The sequence below is a fragment of the uncultured Microbacterium sp. genome (assembly GCF_913776565.1).
Classification (GTDB): domain Bacteria; phylum Actinomycetota; class Actinomycetes; order Actinomycetales; family Microbacteriaceae; genus Microbacterium.
On sequence record NZ_CAJYPF010000121.1, the window covers coordinates 1 to 17,378 of the forward strand.

The following is a 17,378-nucleotide window of genomic DNA, read 5'->3' on the forward strand; positions in this document are numbered from 1 at the left end:
TCGCGATGCCCGGCGGGATCGCCGTCCACCAGATGCCACTGGTGACGTCGCTGACCGAGCGGTTGAGGTCGTACCCCCACTCGGCGGCGGCGGTGGCCTCGATGCCGAAGCCGAGGAAGCCCAGGCCCGCAAGGGTCAGCAGTGCCTCGGAGGCGTTGAGCGTGATGACGACCGGCAGCGAGCGGGTGGAGTTGCGCAGCACGTGACGCAGCAGGATGCGTGCGGTCGGCACGCCGATCACCCGGGCCGACTCGACGAACGGCTCGGCCTTGACGCGCACCACCTCGGCGCGGATGACGCGGAAGTACTGCGGAACGAACACGACGGTGATCGAGATGGCGGTGGCGAGGATGCCGCCCCACAGGGTCGACTGCCCACGAGTGATCGCGATCGACATGACGATCGCCAGCAGCAGCGACGGGAAGGCGTAGATCGCGTCGCACAGCACAACGAGGATGCGGTCGAGCCAGCCGCCGAAGTACCCGCCGACCAGGCCGAGGAAGATGCCGAGGAAGATCGAGAACGCGATCGCGCACACGATGACCAGCAGCGCGGTCTGGGCGCCCCAGATGACGCGCGAGAGCACGTCGTAGCCGCCGACGGTCGTGCCCAGCAGGTTGAGGCCGCCCGGGGCCTGCTGCGTGCCGAACTTGACGCCGTCGGCATCCTGGTCCGCGAAGCCGTAGGGGGCGAGCAGCGGGGCGAACACCGCGGTGAGGACGAAGACCGTCGTGATGACGAGGCCGATCACCAGCATGGTGCGCTGCAGACCGACGCTGCGGCGCAGGTGCGAGACGACGGGCAGACGGTCGCGCAGCGGCACCTTGCGCTCGCTCACGGCGTTCGTCGGCGTGGGGGTCGTGGCATCCGTCATGTCAGTACCTCACTCGCGGGTCGATGATCGCCGCGATGACGTCGACCAGGAAGTTGGTGAAGGCGACCAGCACGGCGATCATCACGACGATGCCCTGCACGGCCACGAAGTCGCGGGCCTTGAGGTACTCGCTCAGCATGAAGCCCAGGCCCTTCCATTCGAAGGTGGTCTCGGTCAGCACCGCACCCGACAGCAGCAGGGCGATCTGCAGGCCGATGACCGTGATGATCGGGATGAGCGCGGGGCGGTACGCGTGCTTGGTGACCAGGCGGTACTCCCCCACGCCGCGCGAACGCGCCGACGTGACGTACTGCGCACCGAGAGTGCCGATGACGTTCGTGCGCACCAGGCGCAGGAAGATGCCCGCGGTCAGGATGCCGAGGGCCACACCCGGCAGGATCGCGTGGGTGAGCACGTCGCCCACCGCCGCCCCGTCGCCCAGGCGGATCGCGTCGAGCAGGTAGATACCCGAGGGGTTGTCGAGCGTCGACAGCTTGAGCTCGGTGCGGGTGTTCGCGCGTCCCGCGACCGGAAGGACGCTCAGCCAGACGGCGAACACCAGCTTCAGCAGCAGGCCGACGAAGAAGATGGGGGTGGCGTAGCCCAGGATCGCCCCGATGCGCAGCGTCGCATCCTGCCAGCGGTCGCGGCGGTAGGCCGCGAGCAGACCGAACGGGATGCCGATGACCAACGCCACGATGAGGGCGTAGATCGCCAGCTCGAGGGTGGCCGAGCCGTACTGCAGCAGGATCTCGATCACCGGACGGTTGTCGGTGAGCGTGGTGCCGAAGTCCCCTCGCAGGATGCCGCCGACGTACTCGAAGTACTGCACGATCAGCGGGCGGTCGTAGCCCGCCTGCGCGATGCGCGCCTCGAGCTGGTCGGGGGGAAGGCGTCCACCCAGCGCCGCGGTGATCGGGTCACCGGTGATGCGCATCAGCACGAACACCACGGTGACGAGGATGAACACCGTCGGGATGATGAGCAGCAGGCGGACGAGGATGTAGCGCCACAGACCGCCGCCCTTGGGGGCGACGGGTTTGGCGATGTCGGCGGCGTCGACGGCGGTGACCATACGGGGAAGACCTCACTCGATGGGGAAACGGCGCTTCGTCGCTCCGTTCTCACCCAACGACCGAGGGTACGTGACCCTCGGCCGTCGGGCGAACGGACGCGACGAAGCGCCGTGTCGGTCTTACTTGTGCAGGGGAGCGAAGCGGAACTTGAACGAGCCGTCGAGGACGGCACCCTCCACGCTCGCGCCCACGATCGCGACCTGCTTGCCCTGGAGCAGCGGCAGCGTCGACAGGTCGGCGGCCACCTTGTCCTGGATCTCGCCGATCTCCTTCTCGCGCGTGGTCTTGTCGGTCTGCGTCGCCTGGTCGACGAGGAGCTGCTGCACCTCGGCGTTGTCGTAGTGGTTCAGCAGGAAGTTGTCCTGCGTGAAGAACGGCGTCAGGTAGTTGTCGGCATCCGAGTAGTCCGGGAACCAGCCGAGCTGGTACGCGGGGTACGAGTCGGCCTTGCGGTCCTTCTGGTACTGCACCCACTCGGTCTGAGCGAGGTTGACCGTGAACAGGCCGCCCTCTTCGAGCTGCGCCTTGACCGCGGCGTACTCGTCGCCCGACGAGGGGCCGTAGTGGTCGCCGTTGTACTGCAGGTTCAGCGTGACGGGCGTCTGCACGCCGGCGGCCTCGAGGGTCGCCTTGGCCTTGGCCGCGTCGGGGCCGCCCTGGCCGTCGCCGTACAGGTCCTTCAGCACCTCGTTGGCGCCCGCGAGACCCTGGGGGACGTACGAGTACAGGGGCGAGTAGGTGTCCTTGTACACGTCGGTGGCGATGGCCTGACGGTCGACGAGGTCGGCCGCCGCCTGGCGCACGGCGAGGGACTTGGCGGCATCCGCCTCGCCCGTCTTGGCACCGAAGGGCATCGTGTCGAAGTTGAACACGACGTAGCGGATCTCGCCGCCGGGGCCGTCGATGACCTTGACCGCGTCGTCCTTCTGCAGGTCGGCGACATCGGTCGCGCTCAGGCTGCGGTAGGCGACGTCGATCGCGCCCGACTGCACGTCGAGCTTGAGGTTCGAGGAGTCGGCGTAGTACTTGGTCGAGATGCCGCTGTTCGCGGCCTTGGGCAGCGAGCCCTGGTAGTCGGCGTACGGCGCGTACGAGATGAGCTCGTTGGGCTTGTACGACTCGATCGTGTACTGACCGGCGAAGGCCTTGCCCTCGACGATCGTGTCGTCGGGGGTGACGGCGTCGGCCGAGAAGACCTCTTCGTCGACGATCGGCGCCGCGGGGCTCGACAGGATCTGGGGCCAGATCTGGTCGTTGCCGTTCTTGAGGGTGAAGACGACGGTGGTGTCGTCGGGCGCGGCGACGCTGTCGAGGTTGCCGAGCAACGAGGCGGGGCCGTTGGGGTCGTTGATCGCGACCTGGCGGTCGAACGAGAACTTCACGTCGGACGAGGTGAGGTCGTGACCGTTGGCGAACTTCAGGCCCGACTTCAGCTTGACCGTGAACTCGGTCGGCGTCGTGAACTCCGCCGACTCCGCGATGTCGGGCGTGACCTCCGACGTGCCGTACTGGCTGGTCATGAGGAAGGGGTAGACCTGGGTCATCACGGCGAAAGAGCCATTGTCGTACGAGCCGGCCGGGTCGATCGAGGTGATCTTGTCGGTGGTGCCGACGACCAGCGGGTCGCCCGAGCCGCCGCCCGATGCGGCGTCGTCGCCGCCGCCGGAGCAGCCTGCCAGGACGAGGGCGGATGCGCCGAGAGCGGCGCCGATGACGAGGCCGAAGCGGCCGCGCCCACGCGAGTGCAGTGTCATTTGTTACCTCTGCTGTGGAAAGACGCCCGCGACAGACGCCGCAGGCCTTCGGCCATCTTGGTCCGGGCATGCGCCCGTCACAAAGACGGTGCGACACATCTTTACGAGACCGAAACCCGAGCGGCCTGGAACCCGGTCCCGCCGCGGTGCACGCGGCGGCTCCGTCAGTGCGCCGACCAGCCGCCGTCCATGACGTAGCTCGTCCCGGTGACCATCGCGGCGTCCGGTCCGGCGAGCCACAGCGCGAGCGAGGCCACCTCGGCCGGCTCGACGAGCCGCTTGATCGCGGCATCCTGCAGCAGGACGGTCTCGAGCACCTCGGATTCCGGGATGCCGTGAGCCCGCGCCTGGTCCGCGATCTGCCTCTCGACCAGCGGCGAGCGCACGTATCCGGGGTCGATGCACACGCTGGTGACCCCGCGTGCACCGCCCTCGAGCGCCGTGGTCTTGGAGAGCCCCTCGAGACCGTGCTTGGCGGTGACGTACGCCGACTTGTAGGCGGAGGCGCGGATGCCGTGCACGCTCGAGACGTTGAGGATCCGGCCGAAGCCCCGCTCGTACATGCCCGGCAGAGCCGCCCGGATGAGCAGGAACGGCGCTTCGAGCATGAGCCGCAGCATGAACGAGAAGCGCTCGGGCGCGAAGTCCTCGATCGGGCTGACGTGCTGGATGCCGGCGTTGTTGACCAGGATGTCGGTGTCGAGCGTCAGCGTGTGCAGCGCGGCGGTGTCCGAGAGGTCCACCGCCCACGCCGCTCCCCCGATGTCGTCGGCGACCGTCCGGGCCGCTTCGCCGTTGACGTCGGCGACCGTGACGGTCGCCCCGGCCGCGGCGAACGAGCGGGCGATGGCCTCGCCGATGCCGCTCGCGCCCCCCGTGACGAGGGCGCGGCGGCCGGATAGATCGATGCTCATCGAGCTCCCTTCGCGCCGACGGCGGTGGCGCGGCCGGCGGTGAGCGCCGCGTCGGCGGCGTCGATGTCGCGGAGCGAGATGCCCCGCGTCTCCTTCAACGACAGCACGGCGATCGAGGTGACGACGCACGCCACGACGATGTACAGCGCGATCGGCAGCCACGACCCGAAGTCGCGCAGCCACTGCGTCGCCAGGATCGGGGCGAGCGAGCCGGCGAGGATCGCCGTGACCTGGGCACCGAGGGAGACGCCCGAGTACCGCATGCGGGTGGGGAACAGCTCGGCCATGACGGCGGGCTGCGGGGCGTACATGCCGGCGTGGAAGACCAGGCCGATGGTGACGGCGAGCACGATCATCACGGGGTTGAGCGTGTCGAACATCGGGAAGGCGAAGAACGCCCACGTCGCGCTGAGGATCGCGCCCGCGAGGTACACCGGCCGGCGACCGACTCGGTCGGCGAGGCGCCCGAGGGGCGGGATGACGAGGAAGTGCACCACGTGCGCGATGAGCAGCGCGAGCAGCAGCTGGCTGGTGTCGTAGGTGTGCACGATCTTGAGGTACACGATCGAGAAGCTGACGACGATGTAATAGACGATGTTCTCGGCGAAGCGCACGCCCATGGCCTGCACGACGCCCTTGGGGTAGCGGCGCAGCACCTCGACGACGCCGAACGACGTGGCCTTCTCCTGCTCGACCTGCGCCTTGGCCTCGAGGAAGATCGGCGCCTCTTCGACGTGGCGGCGGATCCAGAAGCCGACGAGCACGATGACGGCCGAGAGCCAGAACGCGATGCGCCATCCCCAGTCGAGGAAGGCGGCGGGGCTCAGCACGAACGACGTGATCAGCAGCACCAGGGTCGCGAGCAGATTGCCCACGGGCACGGCGGCCTGCGGCCAGCTCGACCAGAACGCGCGTCGGCGGTCGGGGCTCTGCTCGGCGACGAGCAGCACGGCCCCGCCCCACTCCCCGCCCACGGCGAAGCCCTGGATGAAGCGCAGCGCGACGAGCATCGCGGGCGCCCAGTAGCCGACGGAGGCGAAACCGGGGAGGCATCCCATCAGGAAGGTGGCGGCGCCGACGATGATGATCGTCGCCTGCAGCGTCGGCTTGCGGCCGAAGCGATCGCCGATCTGGCCGAACACGACGCCCCCCAGGGGGCGCGCGATGAAGCCCACCGCGTAGGTCACGAACGCGGCGATGATGCCGTCCAGCGGCGACCCCGACGACGGGAAGAAGAACGTGCCGAAGACCAGGCTCGCGGCGGTGGCGTAGAGGAAGAACTCGTACCACTCGACGACCGTGCCGGCCATCGAGGCGGCGACGACCCGGCGGATCCGGTTCGAGGCGGGGGCGCCGGCGCTGTCGCGCGACGCGGTGGTGGGGGAATCCATGCTGCTCCTTCGGTGTCGACGGTGACATCCGCGGCCCAGTCTGAGCGTGAGCCGTGAATGCGGCAATACCCGTCTGCGCTGGTCCCCTGTGCAGAATTGCACACATGGATGCCACGACCCCCCGCGCCGACGACCTGCTGATGCTGCTGGCCGTCGCCCGCACCGGCACGTACAGCGCCGCGGCCCAGGTGCGGGGCGTCGACCACACCACCGTCGCGCGCCGGATCGCCGCCCTCGAGGACGCGCTCGGCGGCCGCGTCGTCGCTCAGTCCGGGCGGGGATGGGAGCTCACCGCGCTCGGGCGACACGCGAGCGAGACCGCGGGACGTATCGAGGCCGCCCTGTCGCAGCTCGCCGCCGGGGGAGAGGAGCCCGACCCCGTCGCCGGGGTGGTGCGCATGTCGGCGACCGATGGCTTCAGCGCGTTCATCGCGGCTCCCGCGATCGCGCGGCTGCGGCAGCGGCATCCCGAGCTCACCGTCGAGATCGTCGCCGCGCAGCGCCGCGCGACCCTGCACCGACCGGGCCTCGACCTCGAGGTGGTCGTCGGGCAGCCGCAGACCTCGCGCGGAACGACCGTCGAACTCGGCTCGTACACGCTCGGCATGTACGCCTCGCGCGCCTACCTCACCACACACGGCTCACCGCGCGACATGGACGAGCTGCAGCAGCACCGGCTGGTCTACTTCGTCGATGCGATGCTGCAGGTCGAAGCACTGGACCTGCCGCGCCGCGTGGTGCCGCGGATGCGCGACGGCGTCACGTCGACGAATGTGCTCGTGCAGGTCGAGGCCACACGCGCCGGGGCGGGGATCGGGATGCTGCCGTGCTTCGCCGCCGACAGACACGACGACCTCGTGCGCCTGCTGCCCGAGCTGGTCACCGAACGTCTGCCCTACTGGATGGTCGTGCGCGCGGACGCGATGCGCATCCCCGCCGTCGCCGCCCTCGCCGAGGCGCTGCGCGAGCAGACCGCGCGCTCGCGCGCGATGCTCGACGGGGCGGGGTGACGGCCTCAGCCCAGGGCCCGCAGCTCCTCCGCCGCATCGACGCCCGTGCGCAGCCCCACGCGCGGCGCGACCTCGGTCGCGAGCAGCTCGATCGAGCGCAGCGTGATCTCGTGGGCGGGGTCGACGGAGTGCACCTGGAACGCCACGTCGGTGGCCAACGCGAGGGTCTCATCGGCGGTCAATGAGGCGGTGACCTGCTCGACGGTTCCGAGGTGCGTGTCGGTCTGACGCGCAAGGTCGCGCAGGTCGCCGTCCGCATTCCGCTTGAGGAATGTACGCGTCAGGCGCCGCACGCCGGGCTCGGCCGCGCTCCACGTGGCGTCGAGGTTCTCAACATCCACCACCACCGCCGTCCGCGAGGCGAGGATGCGCGGCGGGACGCCCGCGGGCAGAGCGGCGAGATAGGCCTCGACGATCGGCACCTGCACCTCGTGCAGCGCCACGCCCTCATCGCGCGGCTGGGTGCGCGAAAGCAGCAGCCCGTCGCCGTCGGCGCCCGCCCGACGACCGCCCTCGACCGAGAACGTCGCCTGCCACAGGCGCCCGCCGAGGTGCGGTGCGGCGGGGTTCAGGCGCGAATCCGTGCCGCGGATGCCACGCCCGGCGAAGGCGTCGCGCAGGACCTCGAGGTGCGCGGCCTGGATCCGGCGTCGGTCATCCGAGGAGCGATCGAACGCGGCGAACGAGCCTGGCGTGCCGCCCGTCCCGATACCCAGCTGCACGCGGCCGTCGCTGAGCGCATCCACGACGGCCGCGTCCTCGGCCACGCGTATCGGATCGTCCAGGGGCAGGGTCACGATGCCGGTGCCGAGGGCGATCCGTTCGGTCTGCACCGCCGCTGCCGCGAGGAACGAGAAGGGCGAGGGAAGCCCGCCCTCGTCGCGGTCGAAATGGTGTTGGGCCACCCAGAGCGAGGCGAACCCGTGCCGCTCGGCGGCGCGCACCTGCGCGAGCGCCCGGCGGTATCGCTCGCCGTCGGTGCCGGCATCCAGGAGTCTCGTGAAGAAACCGAGTCGTGCGCCGCTCATGTCGAAGCCTCACCGTCTTATGCCCGTCGTGGAATGTTCCCCTCCAGGCTAGGACGGATCCGCGGGCTTGCGGCCGTCGTCAGCGCGCCGCGACCTCGATCGGGTCACCCGTGCGCTCGAGGTCGGCCTCGAGCTCGCGCACGATCGGGATGACGGTCTCGCCGAAGGTCTCGAGCTCCTCCTGGAAGTGCAGGAAGCCAAGCAGGAACAGGTCGACGCCCCGCTTCTTGTACTCGATGATGCGCTCGGCGATCTGCTGGGCATCGCCGAACAGCTGCGTGCGGAAGCCGTCGTTGTACTGCACGAGGTCGTCGAACGACGAGTCCGCCCACATCCCCTTCTTGTCCGTCGTCGCGTTGCCGGCCTCTTGCACGCTCTTGCGGAAGCCCTCGACGGCCCCGCCGTCGGCCTTCGCGATGATCTCCCGCAACTGCGCCTCGGCCTCGGCGCGGCTGTCGCGCTGGATGACGAAACCGTTCAAGCCGAAACGCGTGCGACGTCCGTGCTCGGTCGCGATGCGCGTGACGTCGTCGTACTGCTCGGTGAAGCCGTCGAAGTCCTTGCCGTTCGAGAAGTACCAGTCCGAGAACGCACCCCCGTTGAAGCGGGCCGCCGTGGAGTTCCCGCCCTGGAAGATCTCGGGATGCGCCCGCCCGGGCACCTCGAACGGGAACGGCCGCAGCGTAAAGTCGGTGATGTCGTAGTACTTCCCGTGGAACGAGAACTTCTCCTGCGTCCACAGACCGCGCAGCACCTGAATGAACTCGGCCGCGCGCTCGTAGCGCTCGTCGTGCTCGAGCCACTCCAGGCCGAGATCGGTGTACTCGTCCTTGAACCAGCCGCTGACGACGTTGACCGCCGCGCGACCGTGCGAGAACTGATCGGCCGTGTTGATGAACTTCGCCAGGACCGCGGGATGCCAGATCCCGGGGTGGATGGCCGAGATGACCTTGAGCTTCTCGGTGGCCAGCAGCAGCGCGAGACTGATCGAGGTGGACTCGTGCTGCTGCGCGGCGCCGTAGCTCGAGGCGTAGCGGACCTGGCTGAGGGCGTACTCGAACCCCACCCGCTCGGCGGTGCGGGCGAGCTTCACGTTGTAGTCGTAGCCCCAGTCGGTGCGCTGCTCGATCGAGCTGATGACCAGGCCACCGCTGACGTTGGGCACCCAGTAGGCGAACTTCAGCGGCTCGTGGGTGGGCGTGGTGTCGGTCATGGGATCCTCCTGGCGGGATGGGAACCCGGCTACCGTCGCACCGCTCGGTCGAGGCGTCAACGACATATGACGGACCATGTCGCCGCGTGACGCCGGGCCGCATCGACCGGGTGAGGATGGAGCCATGACCTCCCCCCAGCGCGTGCGTTTCGGATACTGGACCCCGATCTTCGGTGGATGGCTGCGCAACGTCGACGACGAGCAGACACCCGTGTCCTTCGCACACGTCGCCGAGATCGCGCGCGCCGCCGAAGAGGGCGGGTTCGACCTGACGCTGATCCCCGAGCTCAACCTCAACGACATCAAGGGCGTCGAGGCGCCGTCGCTCGATGCCTGGGCCGTGACCGCGGGACTGGCCGCGGTGACGTCGAAGCTCGAACTGCTGGCCGCCGTCCGGCCGGGGTTCCACAACCCGTTCCACACGGCGAAGCAGGCCGCGACGATCGACGAGATCAGCGACGGCCGCTTCACCCTCAACGTCGTCTCGGCGTGGTGGGCCGAAGAGGCCAAGCAGTACGACGGCCTGTTCAGCGCGCACGACGACCGCTACGCCCGCACGATCGAGTGGGTCGAGGTGCTGCGCGGACTGTGGTCCGAGACGCCGTTCGCGTACGAGGGCGAGTACTACCGCACCGAGGGCACGTACCTCGAGCCGAAGCCCCGCGTCACGCCGCGCCTGTACGCCGGGGGCGAGAGCGAGGCGGGGCGCACCGCCATCACGCGGTTCGCCGACGCCTACCTCACCCACGGCGGCACGCTCGAAGAGCTCGAGACGAAGATCGCCGACATGCGCCGTCGCCGCGCCGAGGCCGGCGCGACGCCCTTCGAGGCGTTCGGAATGGCCGCGTACGGCATCGTGCGCGACACCGAAGAAGAGGCGCAGGCGGAGATCGACCGCATCACGGACGTCCGCGGGGGAGCGGCCTACGGCTCCTACCAGGACTTCGTGAGCAAGTCGAAGCTCGACACCCAGGTCGACCTCAAGGAGTACTCGGTCTCGAACCGCGGCCTGCGCCCGAATCTCGTCGGAACCCCCGACCAGGTCGCGGAACGCATCGTGGCCTTCGCGAACGTGGGCGTGTCGACGCTGCTGCTGCAGTTCTCGCCGCACCTGACCGAGCTGCAGCGCTTCGCCGCCGACGTGATCCCGCGTGTGCGGCGCCTGGAGGCCCTCCGCGACGCCTGACCCGTTGACGCCCGGCGCCCGCGCTCCCCGCGAGCGCCGGCCGCGTCATGCACGGTGCAGCCCGCCCCACGCGCCCACCGCCGCCGAGTGTCCAAGATCAGCACGCGGGATGCCGCGGGGTCGGCGCGCCGGCGATGGACGCCCAGGGCGAGAGGGGCTGCCCGAGGTGCGGATCAGCTCGCCGCGCGCAGGGCCTGATCGAGGTCGGCGACGAGATCGTCGGCATCCTCGAGCCCGATAGACAGGCGGATGAGCCCTTCCGTGATGCCGAGGCGATCACGCGTCTCTTGCGTGAAGCCGAGATGCGTCGTGGTCGCGGGGTGCAACGCCATCGAGCGGGTGTCGCCGATGTTGGTCATGCGGCTGAACAGGCGCAGGCCGTCGAAGAACCGCTCGGCCGCGTGCCGGCCACCGTGCACCGTGAACGAGAAGACCGATCCCGACAGCCCGTCGTAGTCGCGCAGGGCGATCCGGTGCTGCGGGTGCGAGGGCAGGCCCGCGTAATCGACGCTCTCGACGGCGTCGTGCCGGTCGAGCCACTCGGCGATGGTGCGCGCGCTCGCGAGGTGCTGCCGCATGCGCACCGACAGGGTCTCCATGCCCTGCTGCAGCAGGAAGCCGTTCAGCGGTGACAGCGCGGGACCCGTGTCGTTCGCGATCCCGAAACGCAGCGACAGCTCGAACGCCCGCGGACCGAACGCGTCGAGGAACGACGCGTGGGTGGCGACCGGCGTATCGGTGATGGCGGGGTAGGAGCGCTCCGACGCCGCCCAGTCGAACCGCCCGCCGTCGACGACCGCACCCGCGAGGTTAGCGCCGTGGCCCGACAGGAACTTCGTCGCCGAGTGCACGACGATGTCGGCCCCGTGCTCGATCGGACGGATGAGGTAGGGCGTGGCGATGGTGTTGTCGACGATCAGAGGGATGCCGTGACGCTGCGCGACCCGCGCGATGGCGTCGATGTCGACCACGTCGTTCTTGGGGTTGGGCAGGGTCTCGGTGAAGATCGCCTTGGTCTCGGGCCGGATGAGGGCGTCCCACTCGGAGTCGTCGAGCGGGTCCCAGACGTACTCGACGGTCACACCCATTCGGGCGAATGTGCGGTCGAAGAGGACGCGGGTGCCGCTGTAGATGCTGGCGGTCGAGACGATGTGCTCTCCGCTGCCGGCGAGGCCCAGCAGCGCCATGGTGATCGCGGCCTGGCCCGATCCGACGACGAGGGCCCCCGAACCGCCCTCGAGCGAAGCGAGGCGGCGCTCGGCGACCTGGTTCGTCGGGTTGGCGTTGCGCGAGTAGAGGTGACCCAGGTCGGCGGCGGCGAAACGGTCGGTCGCCTCTTGGAAGGAGGCGAAGCGGTAGGCCGCCGACAGGTGGACCGGCGTGATGCGGGAGCCGTGGGTGAGGTCCTCTTCTTCTCCGGCGTGCACCTGGCGGGTGGCGAAGCCGAACCCGGCCCAGTCGCTGTGGGGTGCGGCCGGCTCAGCCACGCACGCCCGCCACTTCGCGCGGCAGCAGCGAGCCCAGCCAGCGGGCGATCTGCCGCGGTCCGGACCGCGGCGCGGTCGCCTCGACATCGGGGTTGTAGTTGGTGTTCGTGTTCACGTCGTAGGTGACGGTGCGCCCGTCGCGCGTCTCGATGAACTCGATGCCCGCGATTCCGACGCCCTCGGCCGCCAGGAACGCCAGGAAGCGGTCGATCAGCGCCGGGTCGACGTCGTCGCGCCGCCGGAACAGCGGCTCGGGCTCCACGCCGTCCGCACCGGGGATCGCGCACGCCTCGGCCGGGCACAGCTCGAAGCTGCCGGCGCTCGTGTCGACGCGCACCGCGTAGACGAACTCGCCGCCGACGAACTCGGCGCGCGTGATGAACGGCGTCTTGGCGACCAGCAGCTCCTGCAGCAGGGTGATGCCGTCGGGGGAGGGCTCGAAGTCGGGACCCGCGACCCAGGTCGCGAACTCGTCGACGCTGTCCCACCGGCGTACGCCCAGGCCCTTGCCGCCCTGGTTGTGCTTGCTGATGAACGGCGCACCGAAACGCTCGGCCTGCGCCACGAGCTCCTCGGTGCCGAAGACCGCGACCGTGCGCGGCACGTCGATGCCCGCGTGCCGCAGAGCCGCGTGCTGCGCGACCTTGCTGACCTCGAGCTCGAGGACGTCGGCGCCGTTGATGACCGTGCGACCCCACGACGTGAGCCATCGCAGCACGGCACGGCCGAACTCCTTGCTGTGGGCGTGATCGCGGGTGTGCGCCGAGGCGCTCAGACGCGACCAGAACACGCCCTCGGGCGGCTCGACCGCCAGGTCGATCGATCCGTCGGTGAGCAGCCACTCCTCGAACGGCACCCCCTCGGCCTCGAACGCCGCCGCGAACGGCGGGATCCACTGGGGGTTCTCGTGAATGACATAGACCTTGCCCGACATGCCGCCAGGCTAACCCGCCCCTCCGACATGCGGCTCGCCGACCGTCACGCAGCGACACCGGCCCACGGCATCCCTAGGCTCGTTGACCGGAGAAAGGGATGCCATGACTTCCGACTACATCGACGCCAACCGCGCCAACTGGGACGAGCGCGCGACGCTGCACGCCGCCCGCGACGGCTCGGGCTACGGCATCCAGCGGTACGTCGACGACCGCGAGGCTCTCTCGGAGGTCGTCCGCTTCGACCTGCCGCTGCTGGGCGACATCGCGGGGCGACGCACCGTGCACCTGCAGTGCCACATCGGCACCGACACCCTGTCGCTGGCACGCCTGGGCGCGCGAGTGACCGGACTGGACTTCTCCGAGAACGCCGTCGCCGAGGCACGGCGACTCGCCGCCGAGGCGGGGGTCGAGGCCGTGTTCGTGCAGTCCGATGTACGGGATGCCGCCACCTTCCTGCCGCGCGAGAGCTTCGACCTCGTGTACACGGGCATCGGGGCCCTCTGCTGGCTGCCGTCCATCGAGGACTGGGCCGGGGTGGTGCACGACCTGCTCGCCCCCGGAGGCACCCTCCACCTGCGCGAATGTCACCCGATCCTGTGGTCCATGGACGAGGAGCAGCCCGGTCTGACGCTGGCCTTCCCGTACTTCGAGCAGACGACGCCTCTCGCGTGGGACGACGACAGCACCTACGTCGAGGTGTCGGCACCGCTGACCGCGACGAAGACCTACGAGTGGAACCACGGCCTCGGTGAGATCGTCACCGCCCTGCTCGCGCGCGGCCTGCGCATCGACGCCCTCGTCGAGCACGACAGCGTGCCGTGGGAGGCGCTCCCCGGCCGCATGACCGAGCGCGCGGACGGCGAGTTCGCGCTGACGCAGCAGCCGTCGGTCATCCCGCTCAGCTACACCCTGCGGGCGACGAAGCCGGCGTGACGCGCGACCTGCGGTCGTTTACCGCCCGCGCGACGGCCCACCACCCAACGGCGAAGAGCGAGACGAGAACCGACGCCGAGGCGAGGGAACCGTCGATGACGACCGCGGGGGAGCCCCCGGCATCCCGTTCTCCGGCGAACGTCACGACGAACGGGATGCCGGTCGTCACCGTGTGCGTGAAGGCGATGGCGGCCAACGCCATCGATGTCGTCGCGAGCACGTACGCGCCGATGATGAAGCCGCCGAGCAGAATCGCCGCGTAAGACGCGGCATTGCGAAGCTGCGCTTTCACAGAGGACATCATGAACGCGGCAAGATCGCACACCGATTCGCATGACGTTGTTCCGACAGGGTGAAAATTCGCTCGGACGCGGGTGACGACGACGGCGATCGAGTGCTGTCGCGTGCGAGCGTTGCATCTCCGCCCGTCACCTCAGGAGGCCTGCGCATGCACGAAACCGTCGAACCGACTGTGATCGTCGGCGTGTACGCAGCTCTGATCGACATCGGGTGGGGCGCCCTCGTCGACCCGCTGCGCCCCGCCAGCTGGTGGATCGCTGTCCTGTCTGTCGTACTCACGGGACTGCTGATCGCCGGCCTCGCGCCCGATGCCGCCCCGTGGGTGCCGCTCATCGGTCTGTCCTTCTCGAGCACGGCCTGGGGACGGGACCGACTGTGGAGGAGGAGCCTCATTCGGCAGCAGCACCCAGTCCGAACGCCTCCGCCTCCTCCTCCGTCAGCATCCGCGAACGGATGAGAAAGCGCATCCCCGTCGGCCCCTCGACGGAGAAGCCCGCTCCACGGCCGGGTACGACGTCGATCGTCAGGTGGGTGAACTTCCAGTACTCGAACTGCGACTCCGACATGTAGACCTCGATGGGGTCGTCCAACCCCACCTCGATCGTCCCGAGGCGGACGTCGCTCGGCCCGGTCAGGAACATCCCCACCGGGTAGCACATGGGCGAGCTGCCGTCGCAGCAGCCGCCGGACTGATGGAACATCAGCGGGCCGTGCTTCGCGGTCAGATCGCGCAGCAGCGCGGCCGCGGCATCCGTCACATCGACGCGGGAGAGCTGGGTCGTCATGTCCCATTCCTTTCGGTTCATGTCCCACAAATGGTCGGCTGAGGACTCGCCCACCCGCCATAAGGGGGACGAGCGGCCACCCAGACCCCGGCGGAAAGCGGAGTGACCCCCGGGACGAACCCGGGGGTCACGAGGACCGGGGCCACCCGCCGCGACCCCGACCGGCCGATCAGAAGAAGCCCATCGCGCCTTCGGCGTACGACACGAGCAGGTTCTTCGTCTGCTGGTAGTGATCGAGCATCTTGAGGTGGTTCTCGCGGCCGATGCCGGACTGCTTGTACCCGCCGAATGCCGCGTGCGCGGGGTACTGGTGGTAGGTGTTCGTCCACACGCGACCCGCTTCGATCGCTCGGCCCGCGCGATACGCGGTGTCGCCACTGCGGCTCCACACGCCGGCGCCAAGGCCGTACAGGGTGTCGTTCGCGATCGAGATCGCGTCGTCGAAGGAATCGAACGACGTCACCGACAGCACCGGACCGAAGATCTCCTCCTGGAAGATGCGCATGTCGTTCGTGCCCTCGAACACGGTCGGTGCGACGTAGTAGCCGCCCGACAGGTCACCGCCGAGGTCGACGCGCTCCCCGCCCGTGAGCAGCTTCGCGCCGCCCTGCTTGCCGATGTCGATGTACGACAGGATCTTCTCGAGCTGGTCGTTCGACGCCTGCGCACCGATCATCGTCTCGGGGTCGAGCGGGTTGCCCTGACGCACCTTCTTCACGCGCTCGAGGCCGTCACCGAGGAACTGGTCGTAGATCGACCGCTGGATGAGCGACCGCGACGGACACGTGCACACCTCGCCCTGGTTGAGGGCGAACATCGTGAAGCCCTCGAGCGCCTTGTCGTAGTAGGCGTCGTCGGTCGCCCGGGCGACGTCCTCGAAGAAGACGTTCGGGCTCTTGCCTCCGAGTTCGAGAGTCACCGGGATGAGGTTCTGCGACGCGTACTGCATGATCAGGCGACCGGTCGTCGTCTCGCCGGTGAACGCGATCTTGCGGATGCGCTTGTGCTGGGCGAGGGGCGCACCCGCCTCGATGCCGAAGCCGTTGACGATGTTGACGACGCCCGCCGGGAGCAGGTCGCCGATGATGTCGAACAGGAACAGCAGGGATGCCGGGGTCTGCTCCGCCGGCTTGATCACGACGCAGTCGCCCGCCGCTAGCGCGGGGGCCAGCTTCCAGGCCGCCATGAGGATCGGGAAGTTCCACGGGATGATCTGCCCGACCACGCCGAGCGGCTCGTTGAAGTGGTAGGCCACGGTGTTCTCGTCGAGCTGGCTCAGCGAGCCTTCCTGCGCCCGCAGCACGCCCGCGAAGTAGCGGAAGTGGTCGACGGTCAGGGGGATGTCGGCGGCGAGGGTCTCGCGGACGGGCTTGCCGTTCTCCCACGTCTCGGCCACGGCGATCATCTCGAGGTTCTGCTCGATGCGGTCGGCGATCTTGTTCAGGATGACGCTGCGCTCGGCCGGAGTGGTCTTCTTCCAGCTCGCGAACGCCTTCCATGCGGCATCCACTGCTCTGTCGATGTCGTGCGCGTCGCCTCGGGCCACCTCGCAGAAGGGCTTGCCGGTGACGGGGGTGATGTTCTCGAAGTACTCGCCGCTGTGCGGTTCGACCCATTCGCCGCCGATGTAGTGCCCGTACCGCGAGCGGTACTCGGCGACGGCCCCGCGGGTTCCGGGTGCGGCGTAGACGCTCGAGACGCCTTCTTCGACGATGGTCATGCGTGTCTCCTTCGACGGTCATGAGTCGCCGCGACGGCTTCGGGCGGCGATGCGCCGACGCTACGCCGGGGGAGGTTGCATCGGGTTGCGCCGGGCGCGAGGGGACGCCCGTCGGGGTGTGGCGCGCGCGAGATCACGTCTTCTGGGCGAGAACACGTGATCTCGCGACCCTCCGACGCAAGAACGACGGATGCCACGACCTCGAGGCCGTGGCATCCGTTCTGCGAGCGCGCTCAGGCGTCGGCGTCGGCCAGCACCGATCGAAGCGGCGGAACATTGACCTCGTGCAGGTCGACGTCGTCGAGACGCTCGATGCTCTGCACGCGCGGCGCGATGGTGCGATCGTCGGCGACGATCCAGCTGCCGACGAGCAGGAAGCGGTCGTTACCGGCGGTGATCGGCCCGGTCAGGGCGAAGGTCTGCTGCGTGGGCGTCAGGAAGGTCACGCGGACGGGCGTGCCGTGGGGGAGCGTCGAGGGGTCGACGACATCGGCCTCGAGAGCCGGTCGCGGGAGCTCGATGCCCAGGTCGATGCGCTGGATCTCGGAGCTGGTGGCGAGGATGACGTCACCGACGAGCGGCTGCCCGCCCACTCCGATGCGCACGGTGCCCTCGAGGGCGTAGAGGCCGTAGCGCGGGGAACGAACGATCACGCGGGCGACGTCGCCGGCCTTGACCTCGGCGAGCGCCTCGCGGATGCGCCCCACATCGCGACGGGCGCGGGCTGCCGAGAAGATGTCGAGCGCTTTTTCGTCCATATGTTCACTGTAAC

16 protein-coding genes are annotated in these 17,378 nt (G+C 69.3%); 3 read left to right on the forward strand and 13 right to left on the reverse strand.

The genetic code is table 11. The annotated features are described in order from the left end of the window. The 5 genes from QZ433_RS06465 to QZ433_RS06485 all read right to left on the reverse strand — a co-directional run. Positions 1-874, reverse strand: an 874-nt coding sequence (locus QZ433_RS06465; protein ID WP_295780892.1) for an ABC transporter permease, incomplete at its 3' end; no start/stop codon positions are given. A gap of 1 nt (position 875) precedes the next feature. After that, positions 876-1,949: an ABC transporter permease gene (locus tag QZ433_RS06470; protein WP_295780895.1), complete on the reverse strand. Its 1,074-nt coding sequence runs from the start codon at positions 1,947-1,949 to the stop codon at positions 876-878. Positions 1,950-2,069: 120 nt separating this feature from the next. Continuing rightward, entirely contained in the window at positions 2,070-3,704 is a 1,635-nt protein-coding gene (locus QZ433_RS06475; RefSeq protein ID WP_295780897.1) for an ABC transporter substrate-binding protein, read from the reverse strand. A gap of 164 nt (positions 3,705-3,868) precedes the next feature. Then, complete coding sequence (locus tag QZ433_RS06480; RefSeq protein ID WP_295780900.1) at positions 3,869-4,618, reverse strand: 3-hydroxybutyrate dehydrogenase; 750 nt, start codon at positions 4,616-4,618, stop codon at positions 3,869-3,871. Next, complete coding sequence (locus QZ433_RS06485; RefSeq protein ID WP_295780901.1) at positions 4,615-6,009, reverse strand: MFS transporter; 1,395 nt, start codon at positions 6,007-6,009, stop codon at positions 4,615-4,617. The genes QZ433_RS06480 and QZ433_RS06485 overlap by 4 nt, the downstream gene beginning before the upstream one ends. Positions 6,010-6,113: 104 nt before the next feature. Here QZ433_RS06485 and QZ433_RS06490 point away from each other — a divergent pair, with 104 nt between their 5' ends. Beyond that, the gene (locus QZ433_RS06490; protein WP_295780903.1) at positions 6,114-7,019 is read left to right on the forward strand and encodes a LysR family transcriptional regulator; all 906 of its coding nucleotides are present in this window, start codon (positions 6,114-6,116) and stop codon (positions 7,017-7,019) included. A 5-nt stretch (positions 7,020-7,024) separates the two neighbouring features. Here QZ433_RS06490 and QZ433_RS06495 read toward each other — a convergent pair whose 3' ends face one another. After that, positions 7,025-8,047, reverse strand: coding sequence for a putative FMN-dependent luciferase-like monooxygenase (locus QZ433_RS06495; protein ID WP_295780906.1), 1,023 nt, complete (start codon positions 8,045-8,047; stop codon positions 7,025-7,027). A 79-nt stretch (positions 8,048-8,126) separates the two neighbouring features. Next, positions 8,127-9,260 (reverse strand): dimethylsulfone monooxygenase SfnG, encoded by a 1,134-nt coding sequence (gene sfnG, locus QZ433_RS06500; RefSeq protein ID WP_295780907.1) that lies wholly within the window; start codon positions 9,258-9,260, stop codon positions 8,127-8,129. Between the two features lie 124 nt (positions 9,261-9,384). Here sfnG and QZ433_RS06505 point away from each other — a divergent pair, with 124 nt between their 5' ends. Next, positions 9,385-10,446 (forward strand): LLM class flavin-dependent oxidoreductase, encoded by a 1,062-nt coding sequence (locus QZ433_RS06505; RefSeq protein ID WP_295780909.1) that lies wholly within the window; start codon positions 9,385-9,387, stop codon positions 10,444-10,446. 173 nt (positions 10,447-10,619) lie between these two features. Here the strand turns inward: QZ433_RS06505 and QZ433_RS06510 are convergent, their stop codons facing one another. Then, positions 10,620-11,933, reverse strand: a complete 1,314-nt coding sequence (locus QZ433_RS06510) for a PLP-dependent transferase (protein WP_295780912.1) — start codon at positions 11,931-11,933, stop codon at positions 10,620-10,622. Further along, positions 11,926-12,867, reverse strand: a complete 942-nt coding sequence (locus QZ433_RS06515) for an alpha-L-glutamate ligase (protein ID WP_295780915.1) — start codon at positions 12,865-12,867, stop codon at positions 11,926-11,928. Before QZ433_RS06515 ends, QZ433_RS06510 begins: the two co-directional genes overlap by 8 nt. Before the next feature lie 103 nt (positions 12,868-12,970). On the opposite strand from QZ433_RS06515, the gene QZ433_RS06520 reads away from it, so the two are divergent. Next, positions 12,971-13,801: a class I SAM-dependent methyltransferase gene (locus QZ433_RS06520; protein ID WP_295780917.1), complete on the forward strand. Its 831-nt coding sequence runs from the start codon at positions 12,971-12,973 to the stop codon at positions 13,799-13,801. Here QZ433_RS06520 and QZ433_RS06525 read toward each other — a convergent pair. The 4 genes from QZ433_RS06525 to QZ433_RS06540 all read right to left on the reverse strand — a co-directional run bounded on the left by QZ433_RS06525 (position 13,767) and on the right by QZ433_RS06540 (position 17,364). Then, positions 13,767-14,093 carry a hypothetical protein gene (locus QZ433_RS06525; RefSeq protein ID WP_295780921.1) on the reverse strand — a complete coding sequence of 109 codons (327 nt, stop codon included), beginning with the start codon at positions 14,091-14,093 and terminating at the stop codon, positions 13,767-13,769. The genes QZ433_RS06520 and QZ433_RS06525 overlap by 35 nt on opposite strands. A gap of 397 nt (positions 14,094-14,490) precedes the next feature. Beyond that, positions 14,491-14,886: a DUF779 domain-containing protein gene (locus tag QZ433_RS06530; RefSeq protein ID WP_295780925.1), complete on the reverse strand. Its 396-nt coding sequence runs from the start codon at positions 14,884-14,886 to the stop codon at positions 14,491-14,493. Positions 14,887-15,055: 169 nt separating this feature from the next. Beyond that, a complete protein-coding gene (locus tag QZ433_RS06535; RefSeq protein WP_295780928.1) occupies positions 15,056-16,606 on the reverse strand; it encodes an aldehyde dehydrogenase family protein in 1,551 nt (516 codons plus the stop codon). A gap of 233 nt (positions 16,607-16,839) precedes the next feature. Continuing rightward, the gene (locus QZ433_RS06540) at positions 16,840-17,364 is read right to left on the reverse strand and encodes a hypothetical protein (protein WP_295780930.1); all 525 of its coding nucleotides are present in this window, start codon (positions 17,362-17,364) and stop codon (positions 16,840-16,842) included. Positions 17,365-17,378: the final 14 nt, after the last annotated feature.

Excerpts from the sequence above, each read along its gene's own strand:
- QZ433_RS06480 (WP_295780900.1), bottom strand. The coding sequence starts at position 4,618 with ATGAGCATCGATCTATCCGGCCGCCGCGCCCTCGTCACGGGGGGCGCG.
- QZ433_RS06485 (WP_295780901.1), bottom strand. The coding sequence starts at position 6,009 with ATGGATTCCCCCACCACCGCGTCGCGCGACAGCGCCGGCGCCCCCGCC.
- QZ433_RS06515 (WP_295780915.1), bottom strand. The coding sequence starts at position 12,867 with ATGTCGGGCAAGGTCTATGTCATTCACGAGAACCCCCAGTGGATCCCG.
- QZ433_RS06495 (WP_295780906.1), bottom strand. The coding sequence starts at position 8,047 with ATGAGCGGCGCACGACTCGGTTTCTTCACGAGACTCCTGGATGCCGGC.
- QZ433_RS06505 (WP_295780909.1), top strand. The coding sequence starts at position 9,385 with ATGACCTCCCCCCAGCGCGTGCGTTTCGGATACTGGACCCCGATCTTC.
- QZ433_RS06530 (WP_295780925.1), bottom strand. The coding sequence starts at position 14,886 with ATGACGACCCAGCTCTCCCGCGTCGATGTGACGGATGCCGCGGCCGCG.
- QZ433_RS06490 (WP_295780903.1), top strand. The coding sequence starts at position 6,114 with ATGGATGCCACGACCCCCCGCGCCGACGACCTGCTGATGCTGCTGGCC.
- QZ433_RS06475 (WP_295780897.1), bottom strand. The coding sequence starts at position 3,704 with ATGACACTGCACTCGCGTGGGCGCGGCCGCTTCGGCCTCGTCATCGGC.
- QZ433_RS06540 (WP_295780930.1), bottom strand. The coding sequence starts at position 17,364 with ATGGACGAAAAAGCGCTCGACATCTTCTCGGCAGCCCGCGCCCGTCGC.
- sfnG (WP_295780907.1), bottom strand. The coding sequence starts at position 9,260 with ATGACCGACACCACGCCCACCCACGAGCCGCTGAAGTTCGCCTACTGG.
- QZ433_RS06520 (WP_295780917.1), top strand. The coding sequence starts at position 12,971 with ATGACTTCCGACTACATCGACGCCAACCGCGCCAACTGGGACGAGCGC.
- QZ433_RS06535 (WP_295780928.1), bottom strand. The coding sequence starts at position 16,606 with ATGACCATCGTCGAAGAAGGCGTCTCGAGCGTCTACGCCGCACCCGGA.
- QZ433_RS06470 (WP_295780895.1), bottom strand. The coding sequence starts at position 1,949 with ATGGTCACCGCCGTCGACGCCGCCGACATCGCCAAACCCGTCGCCCCC.